25 protein-coding genes and 1 tRNA gene are annotated in these 25580 nt (G+C 69.3%); 10 read left to right on the forward strand and 16 right to left on the reverse strand.

From position 1 onward, the window contains the following. Positions 1 to 5: 5 nt before the first annotated feature. From AB0E88_RS12275 to AB0E88_RS12285, 3 genes are all read right to left on the reverse strand, one after another. On the reverse strand, positions 6 to 881 hold the full coding sequence (locus AB0E88_RS12275; RefSeq protein ID WP_361628114.1) for a MerR family transcriptional regulator: 876 nt from the start codon (positions 879 to 881) through the stop codon (positions 6 to 8). Between the two features lie 67 nt (positions 882 to 948). Then, a complete protein-coding gene (locus AB0E88_RS12280) occupies positions 949 to 1452 on the reverse strand; it encodes a glutathione peroxidase (protein ID WP_361628117.1) in 504 nt (167 codons plus the stop codon). Continuing rightward, positions 1449 to 2486 carry a helix-turn-helix domain-containing protein gene (locus tag AB0E88_RS12285; RefSeq protein WP_361628120.1) on the reverse strand — a complete coding sequence of 346 codons (1038 nt, stop codon included), beginning with the start codon at positions 2484 to 2486 and terminating at the stop codon, positions 1449 to 1451. The genes AB0E88_RS12280 and AB0E88_RS12285 overlap by 4 nt, the downstream gene beginning before the upstream one ends. Positions 2487 to 2556: 70 nt before the next feature. Between AB0E88_RS12285 and AB0E88_RS12290 the strand changes: the two genes are divergently transcribed. Further along, positions 2557 to 3786, forward strand: a complete 1230-nt coding sequence (locus AB0E88_RS12290) for an MFS transporter (RefSeq protein WP_361628123.1) — start codon at positions 2557 to 2559, stop codon at positions 3784 to 3786. Here the strand turns inward: AB0E88_RS12290 and AB0E88_RS12295 are convergent. From AB0E88_RS12295 to AB0E88_RS12305, 3 genes are all read right to left on the reverse strand, one after another. Further along, positions 3743 to 3967, reverse strand: coding sequence for a hypothetical protein (locus AB0E88_RS12295; protein WP_361628126.1), 225 nt, complete (start codon positions 3965 to 3967; stop codon positions 3743 to 3745). The genes AB0E88_RS12290 and AB0E88_RS12295 overlap by 44 nt on opposite strands. 458 nt (positions 3968 to 4425) lie before the next feature. Beyond that, complete coding sequence (locus AB0E88_RS12300) at positions 4426 to 5313, reverse strand: prohibitin family protein (protein ID WP_361628129.1); 888 nt, start codon at positions 5311 to 5313, stop codon at positions 4426 to 4428. 241 nt (positions 5314 to 5554) lie between these two features. Continuing rightward, on the reverse strand, positions 5555 to 6391 hold the full coding sequence (locus AB0E88_RS12305) for an ASCH domain-containing protein (protein WP_361628132.1): 837 nt from the start codon (positions 6389 to 6391) through the stop codon (positions 5555 to 5557). A gap of 90 nt (positions 6392 to 6481) precedes the next feature. Here AB0E88_RS12305 and AB0E88_RS12310 point away from each other — a divergent pair, with 90 nt between their 5' ends. The 4 genes from AB0E88_RS12310 to AB0E88_RS12325 all read left to right on the forward strand — a co-directional run bounded on the left by AB0E88_RS12310 (position 6482) and on the right by AB0E88_RS12325 (position 10558). Continuing rightward, complete coding sequence (locus tag AB0E88_RS12310; RefSeq protein ID WP_361628135.1) at positions 6482 to 7408, forward strand: hypothetical protein; 927 nt, start codon at positions 6482 to 6484, stop codon at positions 7406 to 7408. 156 nt (positions 7409 to 7564) lie between these two features. Further along, on the forward strand, positions 7565 to 8320 hold the full coding sequence (locus AB0E88_RS12315) for a hypothetical protein (RefSeq protein ID WP_361628138.1): 756 nt from the start codon (positions 7565 to 7567) through the stop codon (positions 8318 to 8320). Positions 8321 to 8511: 191 nt separating this feature from the next. Then, positions 8512 to 8742 (forward strand): hypothetical protein, encoded by a 231-nt coding sequence (locus AB0E88_RS12320; protein WP_361628140.1) that lies wholly within the window; start codon positions 8512 to 8514, stop codon positions 8740 to 8742. A gap of 421 nt (positions 8743 to 9163) precedes the next feature. Further along, positions 9164 to 10558: a hypothetical protein gene (locus AB0E88_RS12325; protein ID WP_361628143.1), complete on the forward strand. Its 1395-nt coding sequence runs from the start codon at positions 9164 to 9166 to the stop codon at positions 10556 to 10558. 1342 nt (positions 10559 to 11900) lie between these two features. On the opposite strand, the gene AB0E88_RS12330 is transcribed toward AB0E88_RS12325, so the two are convergent. Together AB0E88_RS12330 and AB0E88_RS12335 are read right to left on the reverse strand one after the other, a co-directional pair. Then, the gene (locus tag AB0E88_RS12330; protein ID WP_361628146.1) at positions 11901 to 12674 is read right to left on the reverse strand and encodes a histone deacetylase; all 774 of its coding nucleotides are present in this window, start codon (positions 12672 to 12674) and stop codon (positions 11901 to 11903) included. Further along, on the reverse strand, positions 12643 to 13239 hold the full coding sequence (locus AB0E88_RS12335; protein ID WP_361628149.1) for a UTRA domain-containing protein: 597 nt from the start codon (positions 13237 to 13239) through the stop codon (positions 12643 to 12645). Before AB0E88_RS12335 ends, AB0E88_RS12330 begins: the two co-directional genes overlap by 32 nt. On the opposite strand from AB0E88_RS12335, the gene AB0E88_RS12340 reads away from it, so the two are divergent. Further along, positions 13223 to 14347 (forward strand): site-specific integrase, encoded by a 1125-nt coding sequence (locus AB0E88_RS12340; RefSeq protein WP_361628152.1) that lies wholly within the window; start codon positions 13223 to 13225, stop codon positions 14345 to 14347. The two genes, AB0E88_RS12335 and AB0E88_RS12340, sit on opposite strands and share 17 nt — an antisense overlap. A 54-nt stretch (positions 14348 to 14401) precedes the next feature. Here AB0E88_RS12340 and AB0E88_RS12345 read toward each other — a convergent pair whose 3' ends face one another. The 6 genes from AB0E88_RS12345 to AB0E88_RS12370 form a co-directional block, all read right to left on the reverse strand. Then, positions 14402 to 15382: a hypothetical protein gene (locus AB0E88_RS12345; RefSeq protein WP_361628155.1), complete on the reverse strand. Its 981-nt coding sequence runs from the start codon at positions 15380 to 15382 to the stop codon at positions 14402 to 14404. A 136-nt stretch (positions 15383 to 15518) separates the two neighbouring features. Then, positions 15519 to 15594 (reverse strand) — tRNA-Arg (locus tag AB0E88_RS12350). A 72-nt stretch (positions 15595 to 15666) separates the two neighbouring features. Beyond that, positions 15667 to 15924, reverse strand: a complete 258-nt coding sequence (locus AB0E88_RS12355; RefSeq protein ID WP_361628158.1) for a GntR family transcriptional regulator — start codon at positions 15922 to 15924, stop codon at positions 15667 to 15669. Next, positions 15921 to 16169 (reverse strand): winged helix-turn-helix domain-containing protein, encoded by a 249-nt coding sequence (locus AB0E88_RS12360; protein WP_361628161.1) that lies wholly within the window; start codon positions 16167 to 16169, stop codon positions 15921 to 15923. The genes AB0E88_RS12355 and AB0E88_RS12360 overlap by 4 nt, the downstream gene beginning before the upstream one ends. Before the next feature lie 122 nt (positions 16170 to 16291). Continuing rightward, the gene (locus AB0E88_RS12365) at positions 16292 to 16429 is read right to left on the reverse strand and encodes a hypothetical protein (protein WP_361628164.1); all 138 of its coding nucleotides are present in this window, start codon (positions 16427 to 16429) and stop codon (positions 16292 to 16294) included. 211 nt (positions 16430 to 16640) lie between these two features. Further along, on the reverse strand, positions 16641 to 17954 hold the full coding sequence (locus AB0E88_RS12370) for a M6 family metalloprotease domain-containing protein (protein WP_361628167.1): 1314 nt from the start codon (positions 17952 to 17954) through the stop codon (positions 16641 to 16643). A gap of 428 nt (positions 17955 to 18382) precedes the next feature. Here AB0E88_RS12370 and AB0E88_RS12375 point away from each other — a divergent pair, with 428 nt between their 5' ends. Then, positions 18383 to 19048, forward strand: a complete 666-nt coding sequence (locus AB0E88_RS12375) for a helix-turn-helix domain-containing protein (RefSeq protein WP_361628170.1) — start codon at positions 18383 to 18385, stop codon at positions 19046 to 19048. A gap of 219 nt (positions 19049 to 19267) precedes the next feature. Continuing rightward, complete coding sequence (locus AB0E88_RS12380) at positions 19268 to 20812, forward strand: MFS transporter (protein WP_361628173.1); 1545 nt, start codon at positions 19268 to 19270, stop codon at positions 20810 to 20812. Positions 20813 to 20825: 13 nt separating this feature from the next. Here the strand turns inward: AB0E88_RS12380 and AB0E88_RS12385 are convergent, their stop codons facing one another. Beyond that, positions 20826 to 21353, reverse strand: a complete 528-nt coding sequence (locus AB0E88_RS12385; protein ID WP_361628176.1) for a MarR family transcriptional regulator — start codon at positions 21351 to 21353, stop codon at positions 20826 to 20828. 103 nt (positions 21354 to 21456) lie between these two features. Here AB0E88_RS12385 and AB0E88_RS12390 point away from each other — a divergent pair, with 103 nt between their 5' ends. Then, positions 21457 to 22245, forward strand: a complete 789-nt coding sequence (locus tag AB0E88_RS12390; protein ID WP_361628179.1) for a class III extradiol ring-cleavage dioxygenase — start codon at positions 21457 to 21459, stop codon at positions 22243 to 22245. A gap of 898 nt (positions 22246 to 23143) precedes the next feature. After that, positions 23144 to 24139: a sigma-70 family RNA polymerase sigma factor gene (locus AB0E88_RS12395; RefSeq protein ID WP_361628182.1), complete on the forward strand. Its 996-nt coding sequence runs from the start codon at positions 23144 to 23146 to the stop codon at positions 24137 to 24139. Between the two features lie 431 nt (positions 24140 to 24570). On the opposite strand, the gene AB0E88_RS12400 is transcribed toward AB0E88_RS12395, so the two are convergent. Beyond that, entirely contained in the window at positions 24571 to 25539 is a 969-nt protein-coding gene (locus AB0E88_RS12400; protein WP_361628185.1) for a YafY family protein, read from the reverse strand. Positions 25540 to 25580 lie beyond the last annotated feature (41 nt).

Consider the following 25580-nt stretch of genomic DNA (forward strand, 5'->3'; position numbering starts at 1 on the left):
CAGCGCTACGCGACGGGGAAGGCCACGTCGCACACCGCGTCCCCGGGCCCGGCGGCGTCCCAGTCGGCGAAGTAGATCTCCCGGCACGGACCGTCGTACTCCAGCCCCCGCTCCTTCATCCACGCCTCCACCGCTTCGAAGGCGGCGAGGATCTGCGGATGCGCGACCTGCGCCTTGGTGATGCGCGTGTACGCCAGCCGGCGTGCCGGCTCCACCCGCACCACCGTCTCCCGGGCCCGGCCTTGTTTGGCCGCCCACGCCCGGGCCGCAGCCTCGTCGGCGACGGGAACGCAGGACTCGGCGGGACCGTCGCTCTCCATGGACACCTCGGAGTGGTAGACGACGAACGGCGAGCCCGCGACCCCGCCGCACTCCCGGGCCGCCGCCTCGAGCCGTCCCATGGACGCCCCGATCCACGCGGGCAGTTCGTCCGCCAGCGTGTGCCGCTTCTCGGTGAGCACCACCTGCGCGGGCACCTCTACCGTCTCCACTGTGAACGTGCCGTACATCTCGTAGCCCCTTCCGGACAGTCGTCCACGGAGGAACCCGGCGAGTGTGCGCTGCCGCGCGATCCGCTCCTCGACGCCGGCCCAGTACACGCCGAGCCGGTCGGCCGCCGCGCCGCCGTCACGCTCGGCGGCCTCGACCACCTCGGCGATCACGGCGAGCGGCATGTCCAGCTGCCGCAGCAGCGCGACCGTGCGGGCACGGTCGATCTGACCGGCGCGGTAGTAGCGGTAGCCGCTGACCTCGTCGACGTGCGCCGGACGCAGCAGGCCGAGGCGGTCGTACAGCCGCAGTGCCTTCGGCGAGAGCCGGGCCCGCGCGGCGAACGCGCCGATCGTCAGCAGGTCGTCGTCCACGACGCCATCCTCCGTCACCGGGCGCCTCTCGCCCGGTGACGGGAACGCTGGTCCTTGCCCCAGGGACAAGGTCAACCCGGACCGGCTAGCCGAGCGCCTTCTCGACGGCCCCGACGAGCGCCGCGTCCTCCGGCTCGGTCTGCGGCGAGAAGCGGGCGACGACCGTGCCGTCCCGCCCGATCAGGAACTTCTCGAAGTTCCAGCGGATGTCCCCGCTGTGCCCCTCGGCGTCCGCGACACCCACGAGGCGCTCGTACAGCGGGTGCCGGCCGTCCCCGTTGACGTCGACCTTCTCGGTCATCGGGAAGGTCACGCCGTACGTCGCCGAACAGAACTCGGCGATCTCCTCGGCGCTGCCCGGCTCCTGCCCGAGGAACTGGTTGCACGGCACACCGAGCACCGTGAAGCCGCGCTCGGCGTACCGCTCGTGCAGCTTCTCCAGACCGGTGTACTGCGGGGTCAGCCCGCACTTGGAGGCGACGTTCACGACCAGCACGACCTGGCCGGCGTAGCTCTTCAGCTCGGCGGAGCCACCGGTGAGCGCGCCGATCTCGACGTCGAGGGGGGAGGAGGAGGCGTCAGTAGTCATGAGCGGAGCCTAGCGGGGCCCGGTGACGTGACGGGGGGAGCCTCGAAGCCGTCGCAGCCGGAGGCCCGGGGTCCGGCGCCCGCCGCCTCGACGAGCACGTCACCCGCCGCCGTCCGCGTGTACAGCACCGACCGCCCCGCCCGGCGCCGCCGCACCAGACCGGCGTCCCGCAGCAGGCGCAGATGCCGCCCCACCGACCCGAGCCCCTGCCCGGTGACGGCGACCAACTGGGTCGTACTCATCGGCGAGCCCAGCAGCACCAGCACCGCGGCCCGCCCAGCCCCCAGCAGCGCGCCGAGACCCGCCGGCACCCCGGGCCCGCCGTCCCCGGCCAGCGCGCCCGCACACGGATACACCACGGCGTACCGCCGGCCGTCCTCCCAGCTCACCCACCCGGTCCGCGGGGTGACCGGCACGAACACCAGCTCCGCGCCGGCGATCTCGCGCGGCGGGTACTCCTGGAGGTTCACCTGGAACCGGCTCTCGCCCAGCCAGCGCGTGCCCGGCCGGAGCGAGTCCAGTACGGCCGCCCAGCCACCCCGGCTGACCTGCGCCGTCCGCGCCACCACATCGGCCTCCAGCACCCGCCGCCGCCGCTCCCAGTAGGGCAGGACGGTCTCCTCCCACACCCACTCCAGCAGCGCCGCGGCCCGCGCCGGCAGATCGTCCCGGCGCAGTTCGGCGGGCAGCTCCCCGGCGAGGGACAGGCGCAGATGCGCGCGGGCCTGCGCGCCGCCGGCCTGCCGTACCCGGGCGACGGCGTCGGCGAAGCCCTCCCCGTCGTACGGGGTCGGGGTGAGGAAGTCGGCGATCCACTCCCGGCCGAGGCCGGCCCGCACCAGCGAGGCGGTCACGGGGTCGCGGGCCAGCAGGGCCCGGTAGGCGGGCAGGTGCCTGCGCAGCCACTCCTGCTCTCCGGGATGCGACCCGCTCGCCGAGTGCAGCAGCTTGAGGGAGGCGAAGACCTCCGCGAGCGGCGAGATCACGAACCGGCTCCCGGCCAGCGTGTCCGCGTTGACCTGCCACCAGCCCATGCCCCCACCCAGCTTTCGCGCCTGTGCGAAAGAGTACGGCCACCACGCGCCGTGCCCGACGGTGTGGGACATGCGCAGCTACGGCGACCTGTTCCGCACCCCGGAGTTCACCCCCCTCTTCCTGTCCTCGGCGGCCCTGACGGCGGCCCAGACGACCGGCGGCCTGGCCCTCGCGACCCTGGTGTACCGGGCGACGGACTCACCCCTGCTGTCGGCGGTGAGCATGTTCGGCCCGTCCCTCGCCCAGGTCCTCGGTGCGACGCTGCTCCTGTCGGGCGCGGACCGCCTGCCGCCCAGGCGGGCCCTGACGGCGATCTCCCTGGCCTTCGCGGCGGGCACGGCCGTGCTCGCGGTCCCCGGCCTGCCGATGTGGTCGGTGTTCCTGGTGATCCTCACGCAGGGCCTCGTCGCGTCGCTCGGCGGCGGGGTCCGCTGGGGTCTGCTGAACCAGATCCTCACCAAGGACGGCTATCTGCTGGGCCGCTCGGTGTTCACGATGCTGAGCGGTCTGATGCAGATCACCGGGTACGGCCTCGGCGGCGCCCTCCTGGCCTGCCTGAGCCCGCACACCACCCTGCTGCTCTCCGCGGCGCTGTACCTCGTGTCGGCGGCGGCGACCCGCTGGGGCCTGACCCGGCGCGCACCCCGCGCCGAGGGCCGCCCGTCGATCCGTACGACCTGGCGGACGAACGCCACACTGTGGAGGTCCCGCCCCCGCCGGCTGACCTACCTGGGCCTGTGGTTCCCGAACGGCCTGATCGTCGGCTGCGAGTCCCTGTACGTCCCCTACACCCCCGCCTCCGCGGGCACGCTGTTCGCGTGCGCGGCGCTGGGCATGCTGCTCGGTGACCTGGCGGTGGGCCGTTTCCTGCCGCCCACGCTCCGCCCGCGCCTGATCACACCCCTGCTGGTCCTGCTGGCGGCCCCCTACGCCGCGTTCGCCCTGCACCCGCCGCTGTGGCTCGCGGCCGTACTGGTCACGACGGCGTCGACGGGCTTCGGCGCGAGCCTGCTGCAACAGGAACGCCTGATGCGGCTCACCCCCGAAACCCTCAGCGGCCACGCCCTCGGCCTCCACTCGGCAGGCATGCTCACCCTCCAGGGAGCAAGCGCCACCCTGGCCGGCACCCTGGCCCAACTCACGTCCCCGCCCACAGCGATGACCGCCCTCTCGGCATCCTCCCTGACGGTCACCCTGCTACTGGCCCACGCGAACAGACCCCCCAGAAGCACACGCCACGCCACCCTCCACCCCGTCACCCCCGCCCCTTCACCCAGACCTGAACACCCCACCGGCTGAGGATCCCCACCCCCAGCGAGACAAGAATCGCCCCCCAGTCGATGACATGCGGCAGCCCCGGGAAGAAGGCGAAGAAGACGAGCGCACCGCACGTCCCGACAAGGAACGCGGCGATCCCGGCCCGCCGTACCCGCACCTGGCGCGCACACCGGGCGGTACTGGTGTCCTGCTGCTCCATCATGCTCAGCTCACTTCGTGATGTGGTGGCACTGACTCACACGCCGCGTCCCGTTCACATACAGGTGGGCGCATGTCTTGCCATAACGAGGGAGCGTCTGAGGAGAGTGCTCGAACCCGCACTCACTGAGCGGGTGTCGTGCCGACGGCGGTGGCCTGGGCGTTGGTGGGCATGCCGGCGACGAGAGCCCCTGCTGTGGCGAGGGTTGCAGCGAGGCGCGTGAGGTACCGCATGAGCGAGATGGTCCCTTCTGCCGATCTCGGGATGAGCACCTGGGACAACCGGGCCATGACCCGGCGGGTTGCTCGCTCGCCGCATGGATCACTGAACGGAGTGATCAGGGAACCAGGCTGCTGACCAGCAGAACGTCACCTTGGCACGACAGTGCGCCCGGGCCCTGTCCGGCCGCCGTTGCGAGTGGGGGGCGGTCGGGCAGGGTCCGGTGGGGTTCTGTGGCTGCGTTACTTCTTGGTGCCGTCCACGATCACCGGTGTGCCGTTCGCGTCCGTGCCGCACGGGACCGCGTACACCGGGTTGGACTTCGCGGCCTCCTTGTAGGCCTCCAGGCACTGGTTGTACAGCACCTTGTCGCTCAGCGAGCGCTCGATGATCTTGTTGGCGGCGGCGATGCCCTCCGCCTCGATCCGCTTGCGCTCGGCCTCCGCCTTCGCCGTGCGGGCCGCCTCCGTGGCCCGCTCGGTGGCCTGCTCCTGCTGGATCTTCTTGTCGATCTGGTCCTGCAGCTTGTCCGACGGCCGCACATTGCGCAGATTGACGGTGGTGACGTCGATCCCGCGCGGCGCAAGACGCTCCTTGACCCGGTCGGCGATCTCGGCGCCGATCTGCTCGCGCGCCGAGGCGTACCCCTCCTCGCTGGTGTGCTTCGCGAACACGTTGCGGATGATCTCGCGGCTGTCGGGCAGCACCAGCCGCTGCTCCACGGCGTCCTCGCTGCCCGCCAGCCGGTACAGCTCGACCGCCTTCGCCGGCACCACGGCCCACTTGATGGTGACGTCGGCGTACAGCACCCCGCCCTGCGAGGAGCGGACCTCGACGACGTCCTTGCCGTTGAGGTCGAGGTCGACCGGGCGGGTGGAGAAGGACGTGACGTCGGTGAACGGCGACTTGAAGTGGACGCCGGACGTCAGCGGCGTACCGATCTTCCCGAAGGTCACCGGGACGCCGACCTCGTAGGCACTCACGACATGAACACAGGCGAATGTCGCCGCCAGCAGCCCCGCCACGGCGCTGAGCGCCGCCCCGAGCTTCCAGCTCGTCACCTCGCGGCGTCGGCCGACGAGGAAGAGTACGACGGCCGCTATGAGCAGCACGATGGACAGCACGAACACAGGCGATCCCCCTCCGGAAACGTTTCCGCGCCCCCCCGGGGCGCGACCCCGCGCGCATCGTAGCGATCGAGGGCGACTCCGGTACCCCACCGAGGATCATCCCGCTTCGGCCTGCTCCGTGTTCCTCACGCTCAAGTGGCCCTCAGGGGCAACGGCCGGCGCCGCTTCCATGCCTGCGGCGGCGGAGCCGGGCGGCACTCGGAGGTCGCCAAGCGGGGGAGGGAAGGGTGCCGGGTGCGGTTCAGGCGTCCGCCAGACGGAAGTGGACGACCGTGACCTCGTCATCGGGACCGATGCCGGGATAGTGGTACCGCAGCCGGTCGTGCAGCGTGGCGAGGTCGCGGAACCCGTCGGCGACGGCATCCTCCTCGGTCAGCTCCCTGGCCTTCTTGTGCCGGAGCGCGGTCACGACACCCGGGAGCACCACGTCCTCGTCCAGCTCGAAGACGAGGTCGACCGGACCTGTGGTGACGGAAGCCCCCCGCCGCACGGTGGTCGTCTTGCGCCCGGCGCGGACGGCGTCGAGATAGTCCCGGTGGAAGGGCAGGGACGGCGCGACCACGGCGGGAAGGCCGGCGTCCTCCGAGCCGGCGTCCTCCGAGCCGGCGTCCTCCGAGCCGGCGTCCTCCGAGCCGGAGTGAGAGCCGGAGCCGGAGTCGGAGGCGGCGGCCAGGTGATCCGCCCACACATAGCTGTGCGGCAGCAGATCCGCGACGGCGACACCGCGGACCCCGTCGTCCGTGGGCACGAGGACGCGGATGCCCGGATGGTGGTCCAGAAGGACTTGCCGGTCGCGCCCGCACGGGGCGAGCACACCGCGCCCGTTGTCGCCGACGGCGACGATGGCCGCCAGCTCCCGCGCCCCGGCGGCCCGGGCATGCCCCAGGGCCACGAGCTCCGCGCAGGGCCCACCGGTGAAGTGATAGAGGTTGATCCCCCCGAACACCCGCCCCCGCGCGTCCCGCACGGCGGCCCCGACGGTGTGCACCTCCCCGTCGCCGTTCTCCTCCACGATCCGCCGAGCGAACTCGACCAGCTCCAGGTCCTCTTGGGTGAGATGTCGCAGGTGATGGGTCATGGACAGCAGCGTAAGACGATCTCTGAGGGGTCGTCACATGAGTATCCGTACTCATGCCGTGCCGCGGCGGCGCCTGACACGCTCGCCGGTATGAAGGACGGCAGAGGGACGCTGACGGCCCTGCATCTCTTCCTGGTCTGGGCGATGACGGCGGCCGCGGTGCCGACACTCGGCGTCGGACTGCTGGCATACGGCTGGGCCGGCGGCCTCGGTGCGGCAGGGAAGTTCCTCGCCCTCGGTGTGCCGCTGGTCCTGGGCCTGCTGACCCTGGCGGCCCTGCCGATGAGGCCCGTACGGCCGCTGTACGGCTCCTTGCCGCGGCGGCTGGGCTGGGCGCTCCTGGTCTTCGCCCTCGGCACGCTCGGCGTCGTGGCAGGCGTGGCCGCCTACGGCAAGGGCGTCGACCTGGGCGGCGCCGGCACCCGGATCGCACTGACCGGGGTGCCCTATGCCGTGGCGGCGGCGTTCTTCGTGCCGAGCAGGTGGGTACGGCTCGGGGCGCTGGCCGCGCTGGCGGGCGCGGTGGCGTACGGAGGCTTCATCGGCCCGGCGCAGGCACGACAGGACCGGCAGGAGGCGGAGGTCGCACGCTACCGGGAGCACGCGCAGCTCCTGTACCTGGGCGACGCACCGCCGGGCCTCCAGGTCTCCCACGCGGTACTCGACCCCGCCGCGTTCATCGTCGACTACCGCCCCGTCCGGGAGGGCTACGAGACGGGTTACGTCGGCCTGGTCGTCCGCGCGCCGTCCACCGAGACCCCCCGCTGCCCCGAGCCCGCCGAGAAGGACGTGACCTGCAGGGTGGACGCCCACGGCGAGATGGTGCGGATCCGCGACTTCCCCGGCGGGGCCCACGAGGTCACGCTCACCCGCCGCCAGGGCAGCACGGAGGCCGAGGTCACCAGCCAGACGCTCCCCGAGCCCGCCCTGAGGCGCCTCCTCGACACCCTGCACCCGCTCTCCGACGGGGAGTTGGAGACCCTGATGCGAGAGAAGAGAATCGACCACCAGAACTGACCCCGGACGGCACCCCCGCCCACTCCACCCGGGGCGGCCGGTGCAAAGGCCCGCCTCGACGGCATCTAGACCGCATCTCGACGGAATCTCGACCGTATAGGGTGCCGATCTTCGGCCGGCGCACGCCGCCCGGAGTCCTCGAAGCCCGGATCCCTCATGCATCGCGCACGCCGCCGCCTGACCGAGGCCCTGGACAGCCTCTCCGTCACCTTCCGCGGCATGACCGCGCACCCGGACGAGCGCAACTGCGAGTGCCACTGGGGCAGCGCGCAGGAGCTGGCCCTCCTCAAGACACCGGACGTGGCACTGGAGCCGGACCTCCTGCGCCGCACCTGGCAGGCCGTCGACTGGAGGGACCACGCGGCCGTACTGCGCCGCATCCTGCCGCAGTTCGCCAGGGCCCTGGCCGCGGGTCGCGTGGAGCCCCTGTCCGGCCTCGAGGAGGCCGGATACTCCTTCGCCCGCGGCCGCTGGCAGCAGTGGCCCGACGAACACGCCGAGCCGGTAGGCGAGTTCCTGCATGCCTGGTGGGCACAGACCCTCACCGATCCGGACGCGGCCGTACCGGCGCACCAGGTCTTCGCGATGTGCGCCGAGGCATCCGGAACACCGGGCCCCTGGCTCGCCGACTGGGAGAAGCACACCGGTCCCCTCAGCGACCGACGCCTCGCCGAGCCGGCCGCGGAATGGGAGTACGCCCTCCTGGGAGACAGCCTGCCGTGGCACGTCGACTGGTACGAGCACGACGAGGACCAGACGCGCACGGAACTGGTCACCTGGCTCCTCACCCACGCAGCCCCACGCCTCCGCGAATCGGGCGCACCGAAGGCCCTGCAACACCGAATACGCCTGCTGGGCCTCACCGACGAAGCCCGCTGGACAGACCCACACTGGCCGGGCCACGGCTACTGACCGTGGGGATTGAGGCAGCAGCACGGTCTGGAACAGTGCGGCTCCGGGAGCCGTATCAGCTTGCCTATGCGCGAAGCGGCGGAAGTCGAGGGTGCGCACCAGGCCCAGAGGGTTTGCGAGGCCGAGCATGGCCATGCCCAGCACGCGTACGAGCGGCGCGTCGGCGACTGGGGGTGGCGATGTTCATGGCCGTGGCTCTGGTGCTGGTCATTCTGGCCGTGGTGTGGGCCGTGCTGGGAGTGCATGCGCTGCTGCTCGGCCGGATGCCTGGCGGGCGGCTTCCTCGGCTTGTGCGGCAGCCCAGACTGTGGGGCGCCGGCGCCCTGCTCATGCTGGCGAGCTGGAATGTCCGCTCACCGTCACTACTCGTCATAGGCGTCGGCCTCGTCGCCCTGGGGCACGTCATGAAACCCGCGCGCTGAGCGGCTGGGCCACGTGCTGAATGACAGCAGCAGTCAAAACGGCCCGGACCATGATCGGTCCGGGCCGTTTTTGCTGGTGCCCCCGGCAGGATTCGAACCTGCGACACCCGCTTTAGGAGTTCCTTCGCACAGCCTCGCGGACCGGGGTCTCGCTAGCTAGCCCTGCCTGCGAGGTGCGCGGCTGTGCCTATCGGTACAGCGACTTACACCGCTGTTGCCGTCACGAACTGCCGTCAGCGCGGGCCGACGTCGTACGTAGTCCCAGCCGGGGAGACGCCAGGAACGGGTACGCCGAGCGGCTTGGCCTGTCAGGGAGCCGGGCCATGCACGCCCGCACCGATCAGCTTTCCTCGTGAAAAGTGTGACGTGAAGGTCACCAATCTGGAGAATGCTCGTACCACACAATCGAGGAAGAGGGCCTGTGCAGGATCTTGAGCAGTGGATCACTCGCGTTCGTAGCATTGATGTGCGTCCGCTGGTGCGTGAGGCATACCGCGCCTACGCGGCGGGAGCCGCGCGGGCCACGATTGTCCTTACATGGACTGCGGTCTGTGCCGACCTGATCGACAAGGTCAGGGCACTGCATGAAGGTGGCGAGCCTCAGGCCACGCCCCTGATCGAGCAGGTGGATCAAGCTCAAGGAAACCTGGACGCTAAAGCAATTCGCACGATGCAAGCAGTGGAGAGCAGCCTCCTCGATCAGGCCGTAGCTCTGGAACTCATCGACGCTACGCAGAAGATCCAACTTGAGCGATTGCGCGAAGACCGCAACCTGTGTGCGCACCCCTCCCTGCGGCCCATGGGCGAACTGTTTGACCCTCCTCTTGAATACGCGCGAACTCATCTGGTCGTCGCTCTAGAGGCCGTGCTGGTTCAACCAGCGAGCCAAGGACGAAAGGTCGTCTCTAGTTTCGCTGCACATGTCCTAGACCCTGCCTTTGTCGGGGATCCGAACCACATTGCTTCTGCCTTTTTCCGTCGGGTGCGGCCGGCTGCTCGGCGGCGAGTGGTGGAATTTGCTGCGCGGCACGCCTTGCTGGAACCGGCCCTGGACGATGCCAACATCGACGCGGCAGCTCTGGCTGACAGGATGGCTACGCGCCTGAGGATCTTCGCCTCTGAAGACCGGATTCTGGTGAGCGAGCTGGTTCGAAAGTTTACCGACCGCCTATCGGCATCCACTGTTCCCATTCAGAGCCGTGCCCTGGCACGGTTGGGCGACTTGGACGCTTTCTGGAGCGGGATTGATGAGTCTTTGCGTAGCCAACTAGATACAATTGTGCGCACCATCGGCGCACAACACGCGCAGCTAGAATACTGGCAACCGCCAAAGCTCGAACCTACGAGCGCACAGATCATGTCATTTGTATCCATTGAGGAAGTCCGCGCCACCCTGCCTTCTTTGGAACCCGCTTTCGCTGGAATTGACTATCATCGTCGCGCCACGGTGATCGAATACCGACCTAGTCCATATTTTGCGGGATTCCTCGCAGGCATCCTTGCAGACGTAGGAAACTTCGATAATGGCGCCCTCGCTGCTCACGCCGCAGTGCTGCCGTGCGCTCAGTACGTAACACTGGAGCAATTGAGGGATATCCTCTCGGCCTGGGAGGCAAACAACCAGTGCTGGGGCCGATACATGGTGGACTATGCTGCCCGGTTCTACCTCGCAACTGTACATCTGGGCGGGGCGCGCAATGCTGTATGGCACGATTTCTTGGACCGGCTTGCGCGCCGTGAGGACGGGATTGTCGATTATCAAGCAGTTCACAAGGCCCTTGAAGACCGGATTGGATCACTCCTGAGGGCGGCTTGACTCAGGTGTTCACCCTGGCAAGCGACTACGGCACGGACCTGGGCGAGATCACTGCCGACGGCACGGGTAAGCCGCGGCCGTCAGCAACGCTGCGGTACCCCCCCGGCGTTCCTTCCTTAGTGGTTCTGTCCGGCCGAGAGGTGGCCGGCGGGGTCTGATTCTCGGTGCTTGGAGCAGCCCGCAGCCAGTCCATTAGAGAACCCGCAGTACCCATGTCCCCCGGAGGGCCCACTAGCCGCCACCGCCCTCACAGCATCGATTCTTCAATCAGACAGTCATGTCGGGCATGAGATGGCATGATCGTCGATGTGATCGGTCAGATGAAGCGACGCATTGAAGCGAGGCAGTTCAGGGCAGCCCAGAGCCTCATAGCTGGTCTACAGCATAGCCTGTCGGAATTGTCCCTCCCTCCGGCTCCACGATCAATGCGAGCTCTACTCCGTGCTCGCTCTTACCGAAGCTGGCTCGTACCGATAATCGGGCTATCTTGCACCTTCTTCACCATCAGCTGGGTTGACGCAATAGTCACGAACTACGTAAAGGGCGATGCCCAACGCACTTACATGCGTTTCACTCCAGCAGCCATTCAGGGATGGAACACGGTACGAAGCGGCCACTTCAATAATCTCACGGAAACCATTACCTCCCCAGTCGTCAGGGCGATAGCAGGCGCTGCGGCATGGACTGCTTTCCAGTGGGTTCCGCCAGTCATTGCTTACCGTACTCTGATGGGACAGAGAGGGTCCCTCTCTAAAAAAATGCGTGTATTTCTCCGATACAGCACCCTCGACGGACTTGCGCATGCTGTGACAGCGTGCGCCAAGGTCAAAAGAGCGACTGTAGCGCGTCGACCTGACGCCATGAGAGAACTCTCACAGCAAATTAGCCGAGTCGAGGACGGGATCCTCTCTCTTTACCGTTACAGTGACCAACTGCCCGTCCGATCGCACCGAAAGCGCACGCTGAAGAAGCACGCCCAACTGGTTGTCTCACAACTACGGAACGCTGAATCTCGAATCGACAGGGAAGGCGATGCTGCACTGACACCCCTGGCTTGTCTGCTTATGAAGATCAGCAACCGATCGATAGAGGGACGGTTGGGCGCTCTCCTTGATGAAGAGGACTTCGACACCGAGCTGATGCCGGTGCGCGACTGGGAGGCATTGAGGTTGGCGATATCCGCAGTATTGGTCGCCGGCTGCGCGATTGGTGTTGGACTTCTCTCTCTTCCCGATGGGATTGACACCTACGTAATCGGCGGATGCGGGGTTGCCATTCTTGCCATCTTGTACGGGCGCCGCGTTCATAGTCTCCTGGGCCTACTTAACACTATCCGCGGTGCTTAACTATCGTCCCCTCCCGCACTAAATAGCTGATGGCCTTTAGGTGCGGCGACATCTTCCCCCAACAACGCAACAATGCCCTGTGCCGTCCAGTGGCCCTGCGCTCCAGGGCAGGCAGCAACATAGGTGGCGACCGCTTCCAGGTCCCAGGTGCCAGCAGACAGTAGGCCAGCTGCCAAGAACCGCACATACGCAGCGGACGGGGGGACCCACTGAACGTCGTTCACCCCCCACGGCGCCGTGAAGGTCAGCAGGGGCAGGCCGTCGACCTGACCGGCGCACACCAGCGTCTCGTAGCGGCCCTCGCCTAGTACGGCACGACCCTCCGTCAGAACCCCTTCAAGATCTAGAGCTAGGTCCGGTGTTCGATACATCTCCTGGGCAGCGATGTCAGCGAACTGGTCGGTTGTCACCAAGTGCGCCCTGGCCAGCGTCCGGCCAATCGCCTGCGGGTCATAGAAGGCGCGACCGCCGCCCCAGACGGGCGACTCGGTCGCGAAGTACATCGCGCCCGTGAGTTCTACCGGAATGGAACTGGCCGGCATTGCAGGGTTTCGGCAGCCCGGGTACTCCCTCGCGGCACCGGGTGGGCGCCCACCCTGGATGTAGGCGGCGAGCCGATCCAGATGCATGTTCGAGCCGTATGAGGTGTACCAGACTCGCTCGGGGTGCCGATCGGTGGGCAGTGTCGTGTCGATGCTTCGTAGGGCCTTCACGCGTGCCTGCTCTCGGGAGACTTGGTCACTCTGCTGGAACGTCGTACCTGATGACATGCCGATCTCCCGGAAGGATCGTGATCATTACTCGTAGGGGGCGGTCGTTTGCGTCGTAGCCCGTCTGCATGTGCACGGCCACCGGTGTGGCTGCAGGCAGTGACAGCTTCTCGATCTCCGCGCGGGTTGGCATGCGAACAGTGATCTCATCCCGGTAGCGCGCCTGGATCAGACCCACGCTGGCCAGCACACCACCCGGCGCGGACACGTCTTCCGGCAGCATGAGCGGCGTACCCCGAACCAGTTCCTCGGGGAAGTAGGAGTCGGCTAGCGCGTAAGGGTCCTGGTCGACTATCCGCACGCGCTCCCGCACGACGGTGAGCGCGGTTTCAGGGTCCAGCTCCAGCCGTTCCGCCACGTCCGCCGACGGACGGCGGATAGAGACACGAACCTCCTGACGGGGCTGGCGACCACTTTCGGCCACGATGCTGGACCACTGGTCACCTCGTTCGTCTGACTGGTGGCGTGCTCGGGACTCCAGCACTGACCAGTCCCAGACCGCCGGTGTCAGGCTGCGGCGAACGAAGCTTCCACGGCCCTGACCTGCGATGACCAGCCCTTCCATCTGGCAGCGCAAGGACGGTCGTTACGAGGCGCGGGTGTACGTCCCCCAGCCCGACGGCACGCGCAAGCGCAAGACCGTCTACGGCAGCACGTGGGAGGAATGCGACATCAAGCGCCAGGAACTGGTACGTCGTGATCGCCAGGGCATCCCGACGCCGACCCGTTCCGCCAAACTCTCCGAGTGGCTGCCGTACTGGCTGGAGCAGTACGTCGAGCCGCGCCGCAAGCTGAGCACCTATGACAAGTACGAGACGCACGTGCGGCTCTACCTTGTGCCCCTCTTGGGCACGAAGCGGCTGGAGTCGCTGAGCGTCGCTGACGTGCACCGTTTCGTTACCCGCGTGCAGAACGCCCATACGGCCGCGACCGCGAAAGAAGCACATCGGGTGCTTCGGACGGCGCTCACGGCAGCGGTGCGCGAGGAACTGATCACGCGCAACGTGGCATCGCTGGTCGAGCCCCCGCGCGTCAAGCAGCGGGAGATTCGCCCGTGGTCGCTGGAGGAGACGCTGTCCTTCCTGGAGGCGGCCCGCAGCGATCCGTTGTACGCGGCTTTCGTGCTGGCCATCGCTATGGGCCTGCGGCGCGGCGAGCTAGTGGGCTTGCGTTGGTCGGATGTAGATCTGGACAACCGTGTCCTGCACATTCGCCAGCAGACGCAGCGCCGCAGGGGCACTCTGTACGACGATGACCCCAAGAGCCGCCGCAGCCGTGTGGTCCCGATGCCGGCGCTCTGCATCGCGCCATTGCGCTGGCATCGGCTGAGGCAGCGGGAGGCATTCGCGCGCACGGGCGTCGCTTGGTCGGAATCCGGCTATCTCTTCGCCACGCGAAACGGTCGCCCGGTCGAGCCGCGGAACGTCTACCGGTCCTTCACGCGGATCGCGGCCGATGCGGGGCTGCGGGTCGTCCGACTGCACGACGCACGGCACGGCTGCGCGACGCTGCTCACGGCGGCCGGCGTCGCACCGCGCGTCATCATGGAAATCCTGGGGCACAGCCAAATCAGCATCACGATGGACGTGTACACGCACGTCGTACACGACACCCAGCGGGAAGCCATCAGTCACATGGATCGGCTGCTCAAGCGCCGTCCACCCACTACCTAGCGGCGATGCGTGCGCTCGGGCAGTCGTTCAGGAGGCGGCTGGCCGAGCGGCACCTTAAACGCTCGACCTTTGGTTTGTGGACATATTTTGTCCGGGCAGGGAAGGTTTCTTCCTTCTAGGCTTCGCGGCCTTTGACTCTTGCGGGAGCCGCTTATCAGGCCTGCCACCGAGACGAGCGCTGGTACGCAGAACCTCGTTGATGATCTGCATCCGAACTTCGTCTCGATGCTCTTGGGCGAGGTCTCCAATAAGGCGTTCAGCGGTTAGATAGTAGCTGTTGAGTACTGGCTGGTCGAAGTAGCGATTTAGCTGGCCGATCGACTCTTTATACAGAGTCAGGTAAGTCTTGCTCATGTAGCCGGAAAGGAGGGTGCTGAACGCCGCGAGTGCTCCGATGAACCAGCGAATCTGCTCCAGTGGCACCCAGGCCCCTCCGAGTGCGGCAGCTACCAGGAGAGCCATGCCGACTGTCATCGCGATCCGAGAGGATTTGAACGACTTGTCCGCTTGGTCGGTAACGATGTCGTGGTAAGTGGTTATCTGCCCCTGATTGAGCTGCATTAGGGTGGCCAGCTCATTCGCTTGCTTCAGCTTCTCCAACGCCTGGCGGGCATACTCTCTTTCCGCCCGTAGTCTCTCCTCGAACTCGACGTTCTGATTCTTCATGTACTTGCGGCGTGTGAGGAACCACGGGATGGCGAAGGCGAGCGCGATAACTACGCCGATCGTGAGGAGAACTTCGACGAACACGACATCGGAGTGGCCAAGGGGGGAAGGCTTGTTCTCATCCTTCAACGCCACAAAACCAGCTGAAAGAGTGCCGGCAGATGCGGCGACGGTAGCGGCGACACCTGCCGCGACGGCCCTCGTAGTGAAGGGCGTGCCGCGCCGCTTGGGTGCGCGATGGTCGATGTACAGGGTCGAGTCGCTGACTAGGCGACCGACGTCGACACCTTGGAAAGTGCTGCCGCCGCCGTTGACCCTCACGTGATACGTGCCGTCGCTCTCGCCGGGATCGCTCACCGTTGTTGTCATGGTCCCCTCTAAGGCTGGTCCAAGAAGCCTAGGGCGCCTGAGGGGCTGAGGGGAGTGGAACAACGGGATCGTCGGAGCTGCCGTCACACTTAGCCGTCAAACGGCCCGGACCATGATCGGTCCGGGCCGTTTGTGCTGGTGCCCCCGGCAGGATTCGAACCTGCGACACCCGCTTTAGGAGAGCGGTGCTCTATCCCCTGAGCTACGAAGGCGGCGCCGCCGGATGCCCGGGCGGCTGATGACAGGGTAGCGGATGCGTCTGCTCGGGGGAGGGAGCAAGGTCGTCAGTCCGCGGGCAGGGGGTCCGAGACGAACCAGCCCCGCTGCGGCACCGCGTACACCCGGCCCTCGTCGGCGAGCAGGCCAAGGCCCCGGCGTACCGTCGTGCGGGCGATCCCGTACCGCTGCACGAGGCGCGCCTCGCTCGGCAGCATCCGCCCCGGCTGCCAGTCGCCGCGTCGGATCTGCGCGCGCAGGATCTCCGCCAGTTGCCGGTACGGCGTGAGGGGTGCGCCGTGGTCGATCTCGGCGTCGGGGCTCATGCGGACGGATCCTGGGGCAGCGGGTCGGAGACGAAGGTGCCCAGGCCGACCTCTCCGCGTGTCCAGCCCTGTTCCCGTACGTGCCGCATGGCCTTCGCCGCCGTGGCGTTCACGACGCCGTACTCCTCGGCGATCTCCACGGTGGACGGCACCCGGCTGCCCGGAGGATACGTGCCGTTCTTGATGCGCCGGGTGGTCTCCGCCGCGATCTGGCGCCAGAGGGGGCGGGTGCGATCAAGCTCCATGACGTCAGCGTGGGGGACCGGAGCGCGATGTGTCTTCGGGATCCACGATCATGCACGCTCGCGAGTGGTCCGAGTTCTCGTCCCTGCGTCGTATCGCGGAGCCGTCGCGCCTTGGGGAGCGCTCAGGCTGAGGGTGCCACCCGCCTCGCCTCCGTCAGCCGGTGCAGTACGGCGACACCGCGGCTCAGCGGGGTGACGGCCTCCTCCGGTGGCGGCGCGGGCGCCACGGAGGAGCGGTGGGCGGCGTCGGGCGGGTGCATGGGCCGTACGGTCTCCGGGCCGGCGGGGGAGGGGGGAGGATCTCGATTACACCGTATTCGGAGGGCCGGGATCGGTCCCTGGGCATGGGCTGTGCGCAGGCCGTGGTGGTCATGGGCTGTCCGCAGACCGTGCGGGGTCATGGGAGGACCGGGCTTGCGCGGGCAGTGATATGACGCGGCGTCCGATCGTCGGCCGGCCGCGACGCCACTCCTACTTCCGCGTCACCCGGACCACCACTTGGCCCTCCGCTTCGCTCTCGCTGTCCGGTTGCGTCACCGTGATGCGGATGCCGTGGTGCGGGTCCTCGAAGGTCTGGCCCGGGACGAAGGTGGCGTCGGACAGTTCGGCGTGGACGTTCGGGCTGCGGGTGCAGCCGCCGCTGTCGCGCCGCGAGTCGTACACCTGCACCGGGCCCATGCCCGTGTCGACCCCGGCGTTCACGCGGTAGATCAGTACGCCCGGCCGGCACACGGCCTCGTCGTTGCCCTCCCGGGTGCGCAGCTCCAGCGCGTACCCGGTGCGGGCGTCGAGCGGGACGAAGACCAGCTTGGGGCCGCCGGGCCGGGCGAGCGGGGTGAGGGGGAACTCGGCCGTGCCGGGGGAGGCGGCGCAGCGGACCTGGGCGGCGTCGAGCCAGCCCAGCTTCCACTTGTGCCAGCCGAGCAGGTCGTTGTCGGCGCCCCAGTCCTCGCTCATGATGTCCCAGTGCCCGACCGCGCCGCCGCCGTCCGCGGTGTACAGGTCGGGCAGTCCGAAGACATGGCCGTTCTCGTGCGGCAGGACCCGGTAGCCGGTGCGGGCGTAGGAGCCGGAGCCGTCGTCCTGACGGGAGTAGACGAACGAGGCGTTGGCGACCGGGACTCCGTCCGCGACGGGGGCCTCCGCGTTGCCGGCGAACGTCACCGACAGCACGGTGTCCAGGGCGGAGGGGCCCGCGTTCGGGGTGACCAGCACGTTGAGCAGGTCGTAGGTGCTGAAGTCGACCTGGGCGTCCGCGGTGGCCACGATGTCCTGGACCAGCGCGCGGTAGCCCGGGTCGAAGGGGGCGCCGCGTTCTATGCCGTACGCCTTGAACGGCTTGGGCATGTGCAGCCAGTCGGTGATCGGGGTGAACGGGCGGTAGTCCAGGCGGCCGTAGGAGCCGGTGCGGAACCATCGCTGGGTCTGCGGGAAGAACTCGTGGAAGCGGTCCATCGCCTTGCCCTGGCCCCGCGCGTCCGGGAAGTCGATCATCAGGGTCAGCGCGCGCACGGTCCCCGTGGAGTGCGCGTAGCCGCCGGCGGTGGGCACCCCCTCGGACATCTGGACGGACGGACCGCCGCTGATCATGCAGGGGCCCAGCGCGGTGGAGCGGGAGAGCGCCGCGACGGGGCCCGCACCGGCCGGGGAGGTGCCCGGGATCAGGTGCCCGCTGCCGGCGGAGGTGCTGACGGCGAGGGTCAGCAGCGTGACGGAGGCGAGGGCGGCCGTGCGGCGCGGGCGTATCCGGCGGTGCGTTCCCTTCCGGGGTCGCTGCGGCTGCATGCAGGGCCCTTCGCTCCAGGCAGCCGCCGACTCCCGGCTGCATCCATGCGATCACCCTCTGTCGCACGGGGTGCGCTCGCGCGCTGGAGCGGGCCGATCGGGGGGTGGGGCGGCGGGGCGGTGATCGCGCCCGTTCGGCCTGCGGTCCGGTCGGTGGCGTCCCGCCACCCCACCCCCCGATCGGCCTGCGGTCTGTGACCTGTCGGAGCTATCGCGTGTTCGGCCCGCGGCCGGGCCCGTGGCGGCTCGTCGTTGGTCTGTGACCCAGGTCACGGGAAATCTCTCCGGTGTCGGGAAATAACCGGGGACCGTCTCCCCGTTTAGTCAGGTGTTCGCGCGAAACGGGGACCAGCTCCCCGGATCCGTGAGCGACCCGGACGGTCGCCCAGACCGTCGAACCTGACAGTCACCAGGACCGTCACCCAGACATGCAGCCCGAGGAGTACACCGTGACGATCACCGCAACCGCGCCGCGCAAGGTGCCCCGGCCCCGTGCCGACGCCCTGCGCAACCGCGAGCGCATCGTCACCGCCGCGCGGGAGATGTTCGTCGAGCACGGCCCCGACGTGCCGCTCGACGAGATCGCCCGCCGGGCCGGCGTCGGCAACGCCACGGTGTACCGCAACTTCCCCGACCGTGACGCCCTCGTCCGTGAGGTCGTCTGCTCCGTGATGGACCGGACGGCGCGGGCGGCCGAGGAGGCGCTCGCCGAGACCGGGGACGCCTTCGAGGCGCTCGAGCGCTTCGCGCACACGGCCGCCGACGAGCGGATCAGTGCGCTGTGCCCGATGGTCGCCACCACCTTCGACCAGAACCACCCCGACCTGGAGGCGGCACGGCAGGGGGCCGAGCACCTCATCGCGGAGATCATGGACCGCGCCAAGGCGGCCGGCCAGCTCCGTCCCGACGTCGAGGTCGGCGATCTGGTGATCGCCGTCGCCCAGCTCAGCCGGCCCCCGGCCGGCACCGGTTGCGGCAGCCTCGACCGCTTCGTCCACCGCCATCTGCAGCTGTTCCTGGACGGGCTGCGGGCCCCGGCCCGCTCGACCCTGCCCGGTACGGCGGCGACCGTGGAGGACCTCCGCACCGCCTGAGCCAGAGACCTCAGCCAGAGACCCGAGTTCGACACCTGAGCGATTAGTTCCGCACCCGCCATCCGTCTCCCTATCGAACGGCGTTTCGCGCCCGCCGTCCGTCCGCACAACGGACGGTGGCCTCACCGGCCCCGCCCGGGGCGAGCCGTTCTCCCGTTTACCGATTTTTCCGTTCACCGCACGCTTTTTCCGTCACGAAGTCCCGAAGTGGGTATCCCCATGTCCGAAACAGCCCTCAAGGCTCCCGGTGCCGTCCGCAGCGGCGGCGACGCCAACCGCTGGAAGGCGCTCGTTTTCATCGCGCTCGCCCAGCTGATGGTCGTCCTCGACGCCACCATCGTGAACATCGCCCTTCCCTCCGCCCAGACCGACCTCGGCATCTCCGACGGCAACCGGCAGTGGGTCGTCACCGCCTACGCCCTCGCCTTCGGCGGACTGCTGCTCTTCGGTGGCCGCATCGCCGACCTGTGGGGCCGCAAGCGCGCCTTCGTCCTCGGCCTCGGTGGTTTCGCCGCCGCGTCCGCGCTCGGCGGCGCCGCGACCACCGGCGCCATGATGTTCGGTGCCCGCGCGCTCCAGGGTGCCTTCGGCGCGCTGCTCGCGCCCGCCGCCCTGTCCCTGCTCGCGGTGATGTTCACCGACGCCAAGGAGCGCGCCAAGGCGTTCGGCATCTACGGCGCCATCGCCGGCGGTGGCGGCGCGGTCGGCCTGATCCTCGGAGGCTTCCTCACCGAGTACCTGGACTGGCGCTGGACGTTCTTCGTGAACATCCCGTTCGCCATCGTCGCCGCGCTCGGCGCCTACTTCGTCATCCGTGAGCCGGAGGGCGGCCGTAACCGCTCCCCGCTCGACATCCCCGGCGTGGTCCTGTCCACCCTCGGCCTGGTCGCACTGGTCTACGGCTTCACCCGCGCCGAGTCCGACGGCTGGAGCGACACCGTGACCGTGGCGATGTTCGTCATCTCCGCCGTCTCGCTGATCGCCTTCGCGCTCGTCGAGTCCCGGGTGAAGGCCCCGCTGCTGCCGCTGCGCGTGGTGACCGACCGCAACCGCGGCGGTATCTACCTCTCCCTCGGCCTCGCGATCATCGGCATGTTCGGCCTGTTCCTCTTCCTGACCTACTACCTCCAGGTCGTGAAGGGCTACTCCCCGGTCAAGACCGGCTTCGCGTTCCTGCCGATGGTGGCCGGCATGATCACCGGCTCCACCCAGATCGGCACCCGGCTGATGACCCGGATCCCGGCGCGCTTCCTGATGGGCCCCGGCTTCCTGGTCGCCGCGCTCGGCATGCTGGTGCTGACCCAGCTGAAGATCGACTCCTCGTACGGCACGCAGCTGCTGCCCGCGATGGTGCTGCTCGGCCTCGGCATGGGTACGGCGTTCATGCCGGCGATGTCCCTGGCCACCCAGGGTGTGCAGCCCCGGGACGCCGGTGTCGCCTCCGCGATGGTCAACACCTCGCAGCAGGTGGGCGGCGCGATCGGCACCGCCCTGCTGAACACCATCGCCGCGTCCGCGACCACGTCGTACGTCAAGGACCACATCGCGTCCGCCGCCGGCAAGCCGCAGCAGCAGCTGGTCGCGCTGCAGGGCATGGTGCACGGCTACAGCACCGCGATCTGGTTCGCCGTCGGCATCCTCGCCGTCGCCGCGCTGATCGCCTTCACCTTCGTCAACGCCGGCCGTCCGGGCTCCACCACGGTGGCCTCCGGGGACGGCGAGCGCGTCGAGGACGAGGTGCCGGTGCCGGTGGTGGCTCACTGAGCGCGCGCGTGAATTAGCGGAGCCAGGGCAGGTCCGCACCCGCTTCGTTGGGCTGGAGGCCCTCGGCGACGATCTCCATGATCTCGCCGAGGGCCTTCTGCTGTGCCGGGCTCAACCGCTCGAACAGTGCCTGGCGTACGGCGGCGACATGGCCGGGCGCGGTGCGCTCGAGCACCGCCAGGCCGTCGTCGGTGAGGACGGCGAACTGGCCGCGCTTGTCGGAGGGGCACTCCTCGCGGCGCACCCAGCCGTTCTTCTCCAGCCGTGCGATGGCGTGCGAGAGCCGGGAACGGGTGATCTTCGCCTGCATCGCCAGCTCGGTCATCCGCAGCCGGCGGCGGGGGGCCTCGGCCAGGCCCACGAGCAGGCCGTAGTAGATGTGCGGCATGCCCGCGTCGCGCTGCAGCTGCCGGTCGAGGTGGTCCTCGAGCAGGGTGGTGGCGTGCAGGTAGGCGCGCCAGACGCGCTGTTCCTCCGTGGTGAGCCAGCGGGGCGGTTCCGCGGCGGGGGAGGAGGCGGAGGATGCGGGTGCCGTGGTCATGCCTCCACTGTACGGTGCCTGTCCTTGAAACTTAAACAAGTCGGGCGTACCCTGAGGAAGGCAAAGCTTTAGTTTTAAAGCATCTGTGTTGGGAGTAGTGCCGATGTCCGCCACCGCCCAGGAGCGCATGCCCGCCCTGTACCTCAGTCACGGCGCCCCGCCGCTCGCGGACGACCCGGTCTGGCCCGGCGAGCTGGCCGCCTGGTCCGCCGGGCTGCCACGGCCGAAGGCGATCCTGATGGTCTCCGCGCACTGGGAGGAGGCCCCGCTCGCCCTCGGCGCCACCACCACGGTGCCGCTCGTCTACGACTTCTGGGGCTTCCCCGAGTACTACTACCGCGTGCGCTACGACGCGCCGGGCGCCCCGGAGCTGGCCGAGAGCGTGCGCAAGCTGCTGCGCGCCCCCGGAATGCCGGTGCAGGACATCCCCGACCGCGGCCTGGACCACGGCGCGTACGTGCCGCTCGTCGAGATGTACCCCGGCGCCGACATCCCCGTCCTCCAGGTGTCCATGCCGACACTGGACCCGGTGCGGCTGATGGAGCTCGGCCGCAGGCTCGCGCCCCTGCGTGACGAGGGCGTGCTGATCGTCGGCTCCGGCTTCTTCACCCACAACCTGGCCGCGCTGCGGCACGCCGGGGGCACTCCGGCCTGGTCGGCGGAGTTCGACGACTGGGGGCGGCGCGCGCTGGAGGGCGGCGACACCGACGCCCTGCTGGACTTCCTGCACCGCTCCCCGGCCGGCCGGCTCGCCCACCCCCGGACGGAGCACTTCGCCCCGCTGTTCGTGACCATGGGCGCGGCCGACGCCGCCGGCGAACTCGGCGACCAGAAGTCGGTGATCGACGGCTTCTGGATGGGCCTGGCCAAGCGCTCGGTCCAGTTCGGCTGAACCGGCGCCCACCGGCCCGGAGCGGCTGCGGCTGCCTGCCCGGTCCCTGTCCGTCCGGCCCCCGGTCGTCCGGCCCGGTCCCTGTCCGTCCGGCCCCTGTCCGTCCGGCCCCCGGCCGTCGGGCCGCCGGCCGCCGGTCGCCGGTCGCCGGTCGTTCGGCCCCCGGCCCCAGGCCGTCCGGGCCGCCCCCGGTCCTTCGGCGCACGGCTCCCGGCCGACCGTCCGGCCTCCGGCTCCCAGCCATCCGGGCTCTCGCGGGCTCGCCCGCGCCTTCCGGCTCCCGCCGAGCCCCTGGTCCGCCCCGGGCTCCCCGGAGGCCCGCCGGGGCCCACCGACCTCCCGCCGACCCGGCCCCGCCCCCGCTCCTCCTCCTGCCCCCGCCCCGCCCTGCCCTGCCCGCCCCGCCCTGCCCGCCCCACCCCGTCCCTCATAAAGGCCGGATATGGTCCGCCCCTGAAAATCCTGTGAGTCCGATTCGTCGGCAACCTTCCGCGGGTGCCGGTCGTCTTCCGGGGTGGGAGAGCGGGTGAGCAAGGCGCTCTCCCGGGGTAGGTGAGGGCGGTCGCGCCGCGTGTGACGGGCGTCTCACCCGCGCAGGGAGCGGAGTGGTCCGCGAGGGGCGCGAGGGCGGTCTCCATCCCCGTCCTGACCTGCACCTCTCGGTGCTCGTCGGCACCGCACAGCGGCGTGCGGCGCGACAGGGTACTGCATGATCAGAAAAATCGGGGGTCGGGTTGGGAATTCTGTCCGGATTCCAGTCGTTGTTTCCATCGGATGCAGGGCACCCGAGGAGAGTCCGAGGAGTCCGGAGGAGGGTCCGGAAGACCTCGGCGGCGCCTCCCGCCGTGCCGAGCGTCCGACGGACCACCCGCTGACCCACCATCGCAAGGGAGCACGCATGGCAACCCGTGCCGTCGCCCGTCGTAAGTCCGCCAATGGCGAGACGGCCGACGCGGCAAGCAGTGTTCGCGCCACCGGCGACATCGCCGACCGCGATCTGGTCGGCATGTACCTCGACGAGATCGCGCGGACACCGCTGCTCGACGCCGCCAAGGAGGTCGAGCTGTCCCAGCAGATCGAGGCGGGTGTCTTCGCGCGGCAGATCCTCGACGGGTACGAGGAGTCCGCGCTGGACGCGAGCCGTGAGGAGCTGGAGGCCCTGGTCGACCAGGGAGAGCGGGCCAAGGACGTCTTCATCCGCTCCAACCTCCGGCTGGTCGTCGCCGTGGCCCGTCGCTACCCCCGCAGTGGCCTGCCCCTGCTGGACCTGATCCAAGAGGGCAACGCCGGCCTGGTCCGCGCGGTCGAGAAGTTCGACTACCGCAAGGGCTTCAAGTTCTCCACGTATGCCACGTGGTGGATCCGCCAGGCGATCACCCGCTCGATAGCGGACCAGTCGCGCACGATCCGGCTGCCCGTCCACCTGGTCGAGGAGCTGGGCCGCATCCGCCGTGTGCAGCGCGAGTTCAACCGTGAGCACGGGCGCGACCCGGAGCCCACGGAGATCGCCGCCGAGCTCGCCTCCACGCCGGAGCGCGTCATCGACGTACTGGACTGGGCCCGCGACCCCGTCTCGCTGAACATGGCGGTGGACGACGAGGGCGAGACCCAGTTCGGCGACCTGCTGGAGGACACCTCCGCGGTGAGCCCCGAGCAGTCGGTGCTGACGCTGCTGCGCAGCGAGGAGCTGGACGACCTCATCGGCCGCCTCGACCAGCGCACCGCGTCCATCATCAAGATGCGGTACGGCATCGAGGACGGACGCGAGCGCACGCTGACCGAGGTCGGCAAGGAGCACGGCCTGACGCGTGAGCGGATCCGGCAGATCGAGAAGCACGCCCTGCTGGAGCTGAAGAAGCTGGCCCGCGACACGGGCTTCGACGCGGCGGCCTGACGCATCCGCCCGCGAGGGCGTGTGCAGCCCCGGCCGGTGTGCGCCGACGCGTACGCCGGGTGGCCGAACACCGCGCAAAGATGGCGCTGTTCCGCCGCTTCGACCGAGGGTGACGGGGAACAACACCTCAGGGCACGGGAGTTCGGATCCAGAAACCGGAACTCCCACCCTGGGAAACCGTTTCAGCAGCCGGCCCACGCGCCAACCGAACCAGGTCCCGACGCAATCCCCCCCCGGCGCCGGGACTTCCCACGAGCCGGGCTTCGGCACCCTCCCCCCCCCCGGGTGCCGGAGTCCGGCTCTCTTGCTGCGCCAGAAGCCTGAAAGGACGGGCCACCCCGTACCTGAACCACGGGGTGACCCGCCCGGACGGCAGATTCTGTCATACGGCCGATCACCGTCCGGCCACAGGCCGTCACGCCCTCCGGCCGTCACCGCGGCCGTGCCGCACGGCTCAGCCGCTCGCCCATCTCCCGTACGCCGTCCACCAGTTCCGCCGGCTCCCGTACCGTGAAGTCGAAGCCCAGCATCGCCAGGCGCGCCGCCAGCCACTCCACCGGTCCGCTGCCCCGCCCGCGCAGCACGCACCCGCCGCGCTCGTCTGGCTCCGGCGCCCCGAGCCACCCCGGCAGCCGCGCCGCGACCGCGTCCACCGGCTCGGCGAACGCGACGACATAGTCGTAGGACTCCTGTCCGCGCTGCATCGAGCGCCGCAGGTACTCCGCCGCGCTGCCCTCCGGCAGCTCCCGCTCCACGAACCGCGCGCCCGTCGCGAACGGCTCGCTCACCCGGTCCACGCGGAAGGTCCGCCAGTCCTCGCGCTCGAGGTCGTAGGCGACGAGATACCAGCGGCGTCCCGTCGACACCAGCCGGTACGGCTCGGTCAGCCGCCGTGACGGGGTGCCGTCGGCGGCCCGGTAGGCGAACCGCAGCCGCTCCCTCCCGGCCACCGTGGACGCCATCACGGTGAGCGTCTCGGGCGCGATGTTCGGCCCGTCCCCGCTGGTCAGCGGCGTGGTCGCGGCCTGCAGCGTGGTCACCCGGTGACGCAGCCGCGACGGCAGCACCTGTTCCAGCTTGGCCAGCGCGCGCACCGACGCCTCCTCCAGGCCCTCGACCGCGTGCCCGGCGCCGGCCCGCAGCCCCACCGCGATGGCCACCGCCTCCTCGTCGTCGAGCACGAGCGGCGGCAGGGCCTTGCCCGCGACGAGCCGGTAGCCGCCGTCCGCGCCCATGCTGGCCTGCACGGGATAGCCGAGTTCCCGCAGTCGGTCGACGTCCCGGCGGATCGTGCGGCGTGAGACGCCGAGCCGCTCGGCGAGCTCGCCACCGGGCCATTCGCGCGGCGTCTGGAGAAGGGAGAGGAGCTGCAGGAGCCGGGCCGGAGTATCGGTCGTCATACAGTCGAGAATGCCGCAGAACTAGGACACGATCTGACCTA

Source organism: Streptomyces sp. NPDC028635 (genome assembly GCF_040637635.1).
In the GTDB taxonomy this organism is placed as follows: Bacteria; Actinomycetota; Actinomycetes; order Streptomycetales; family Streptomycetaceae; genus Streptomyces.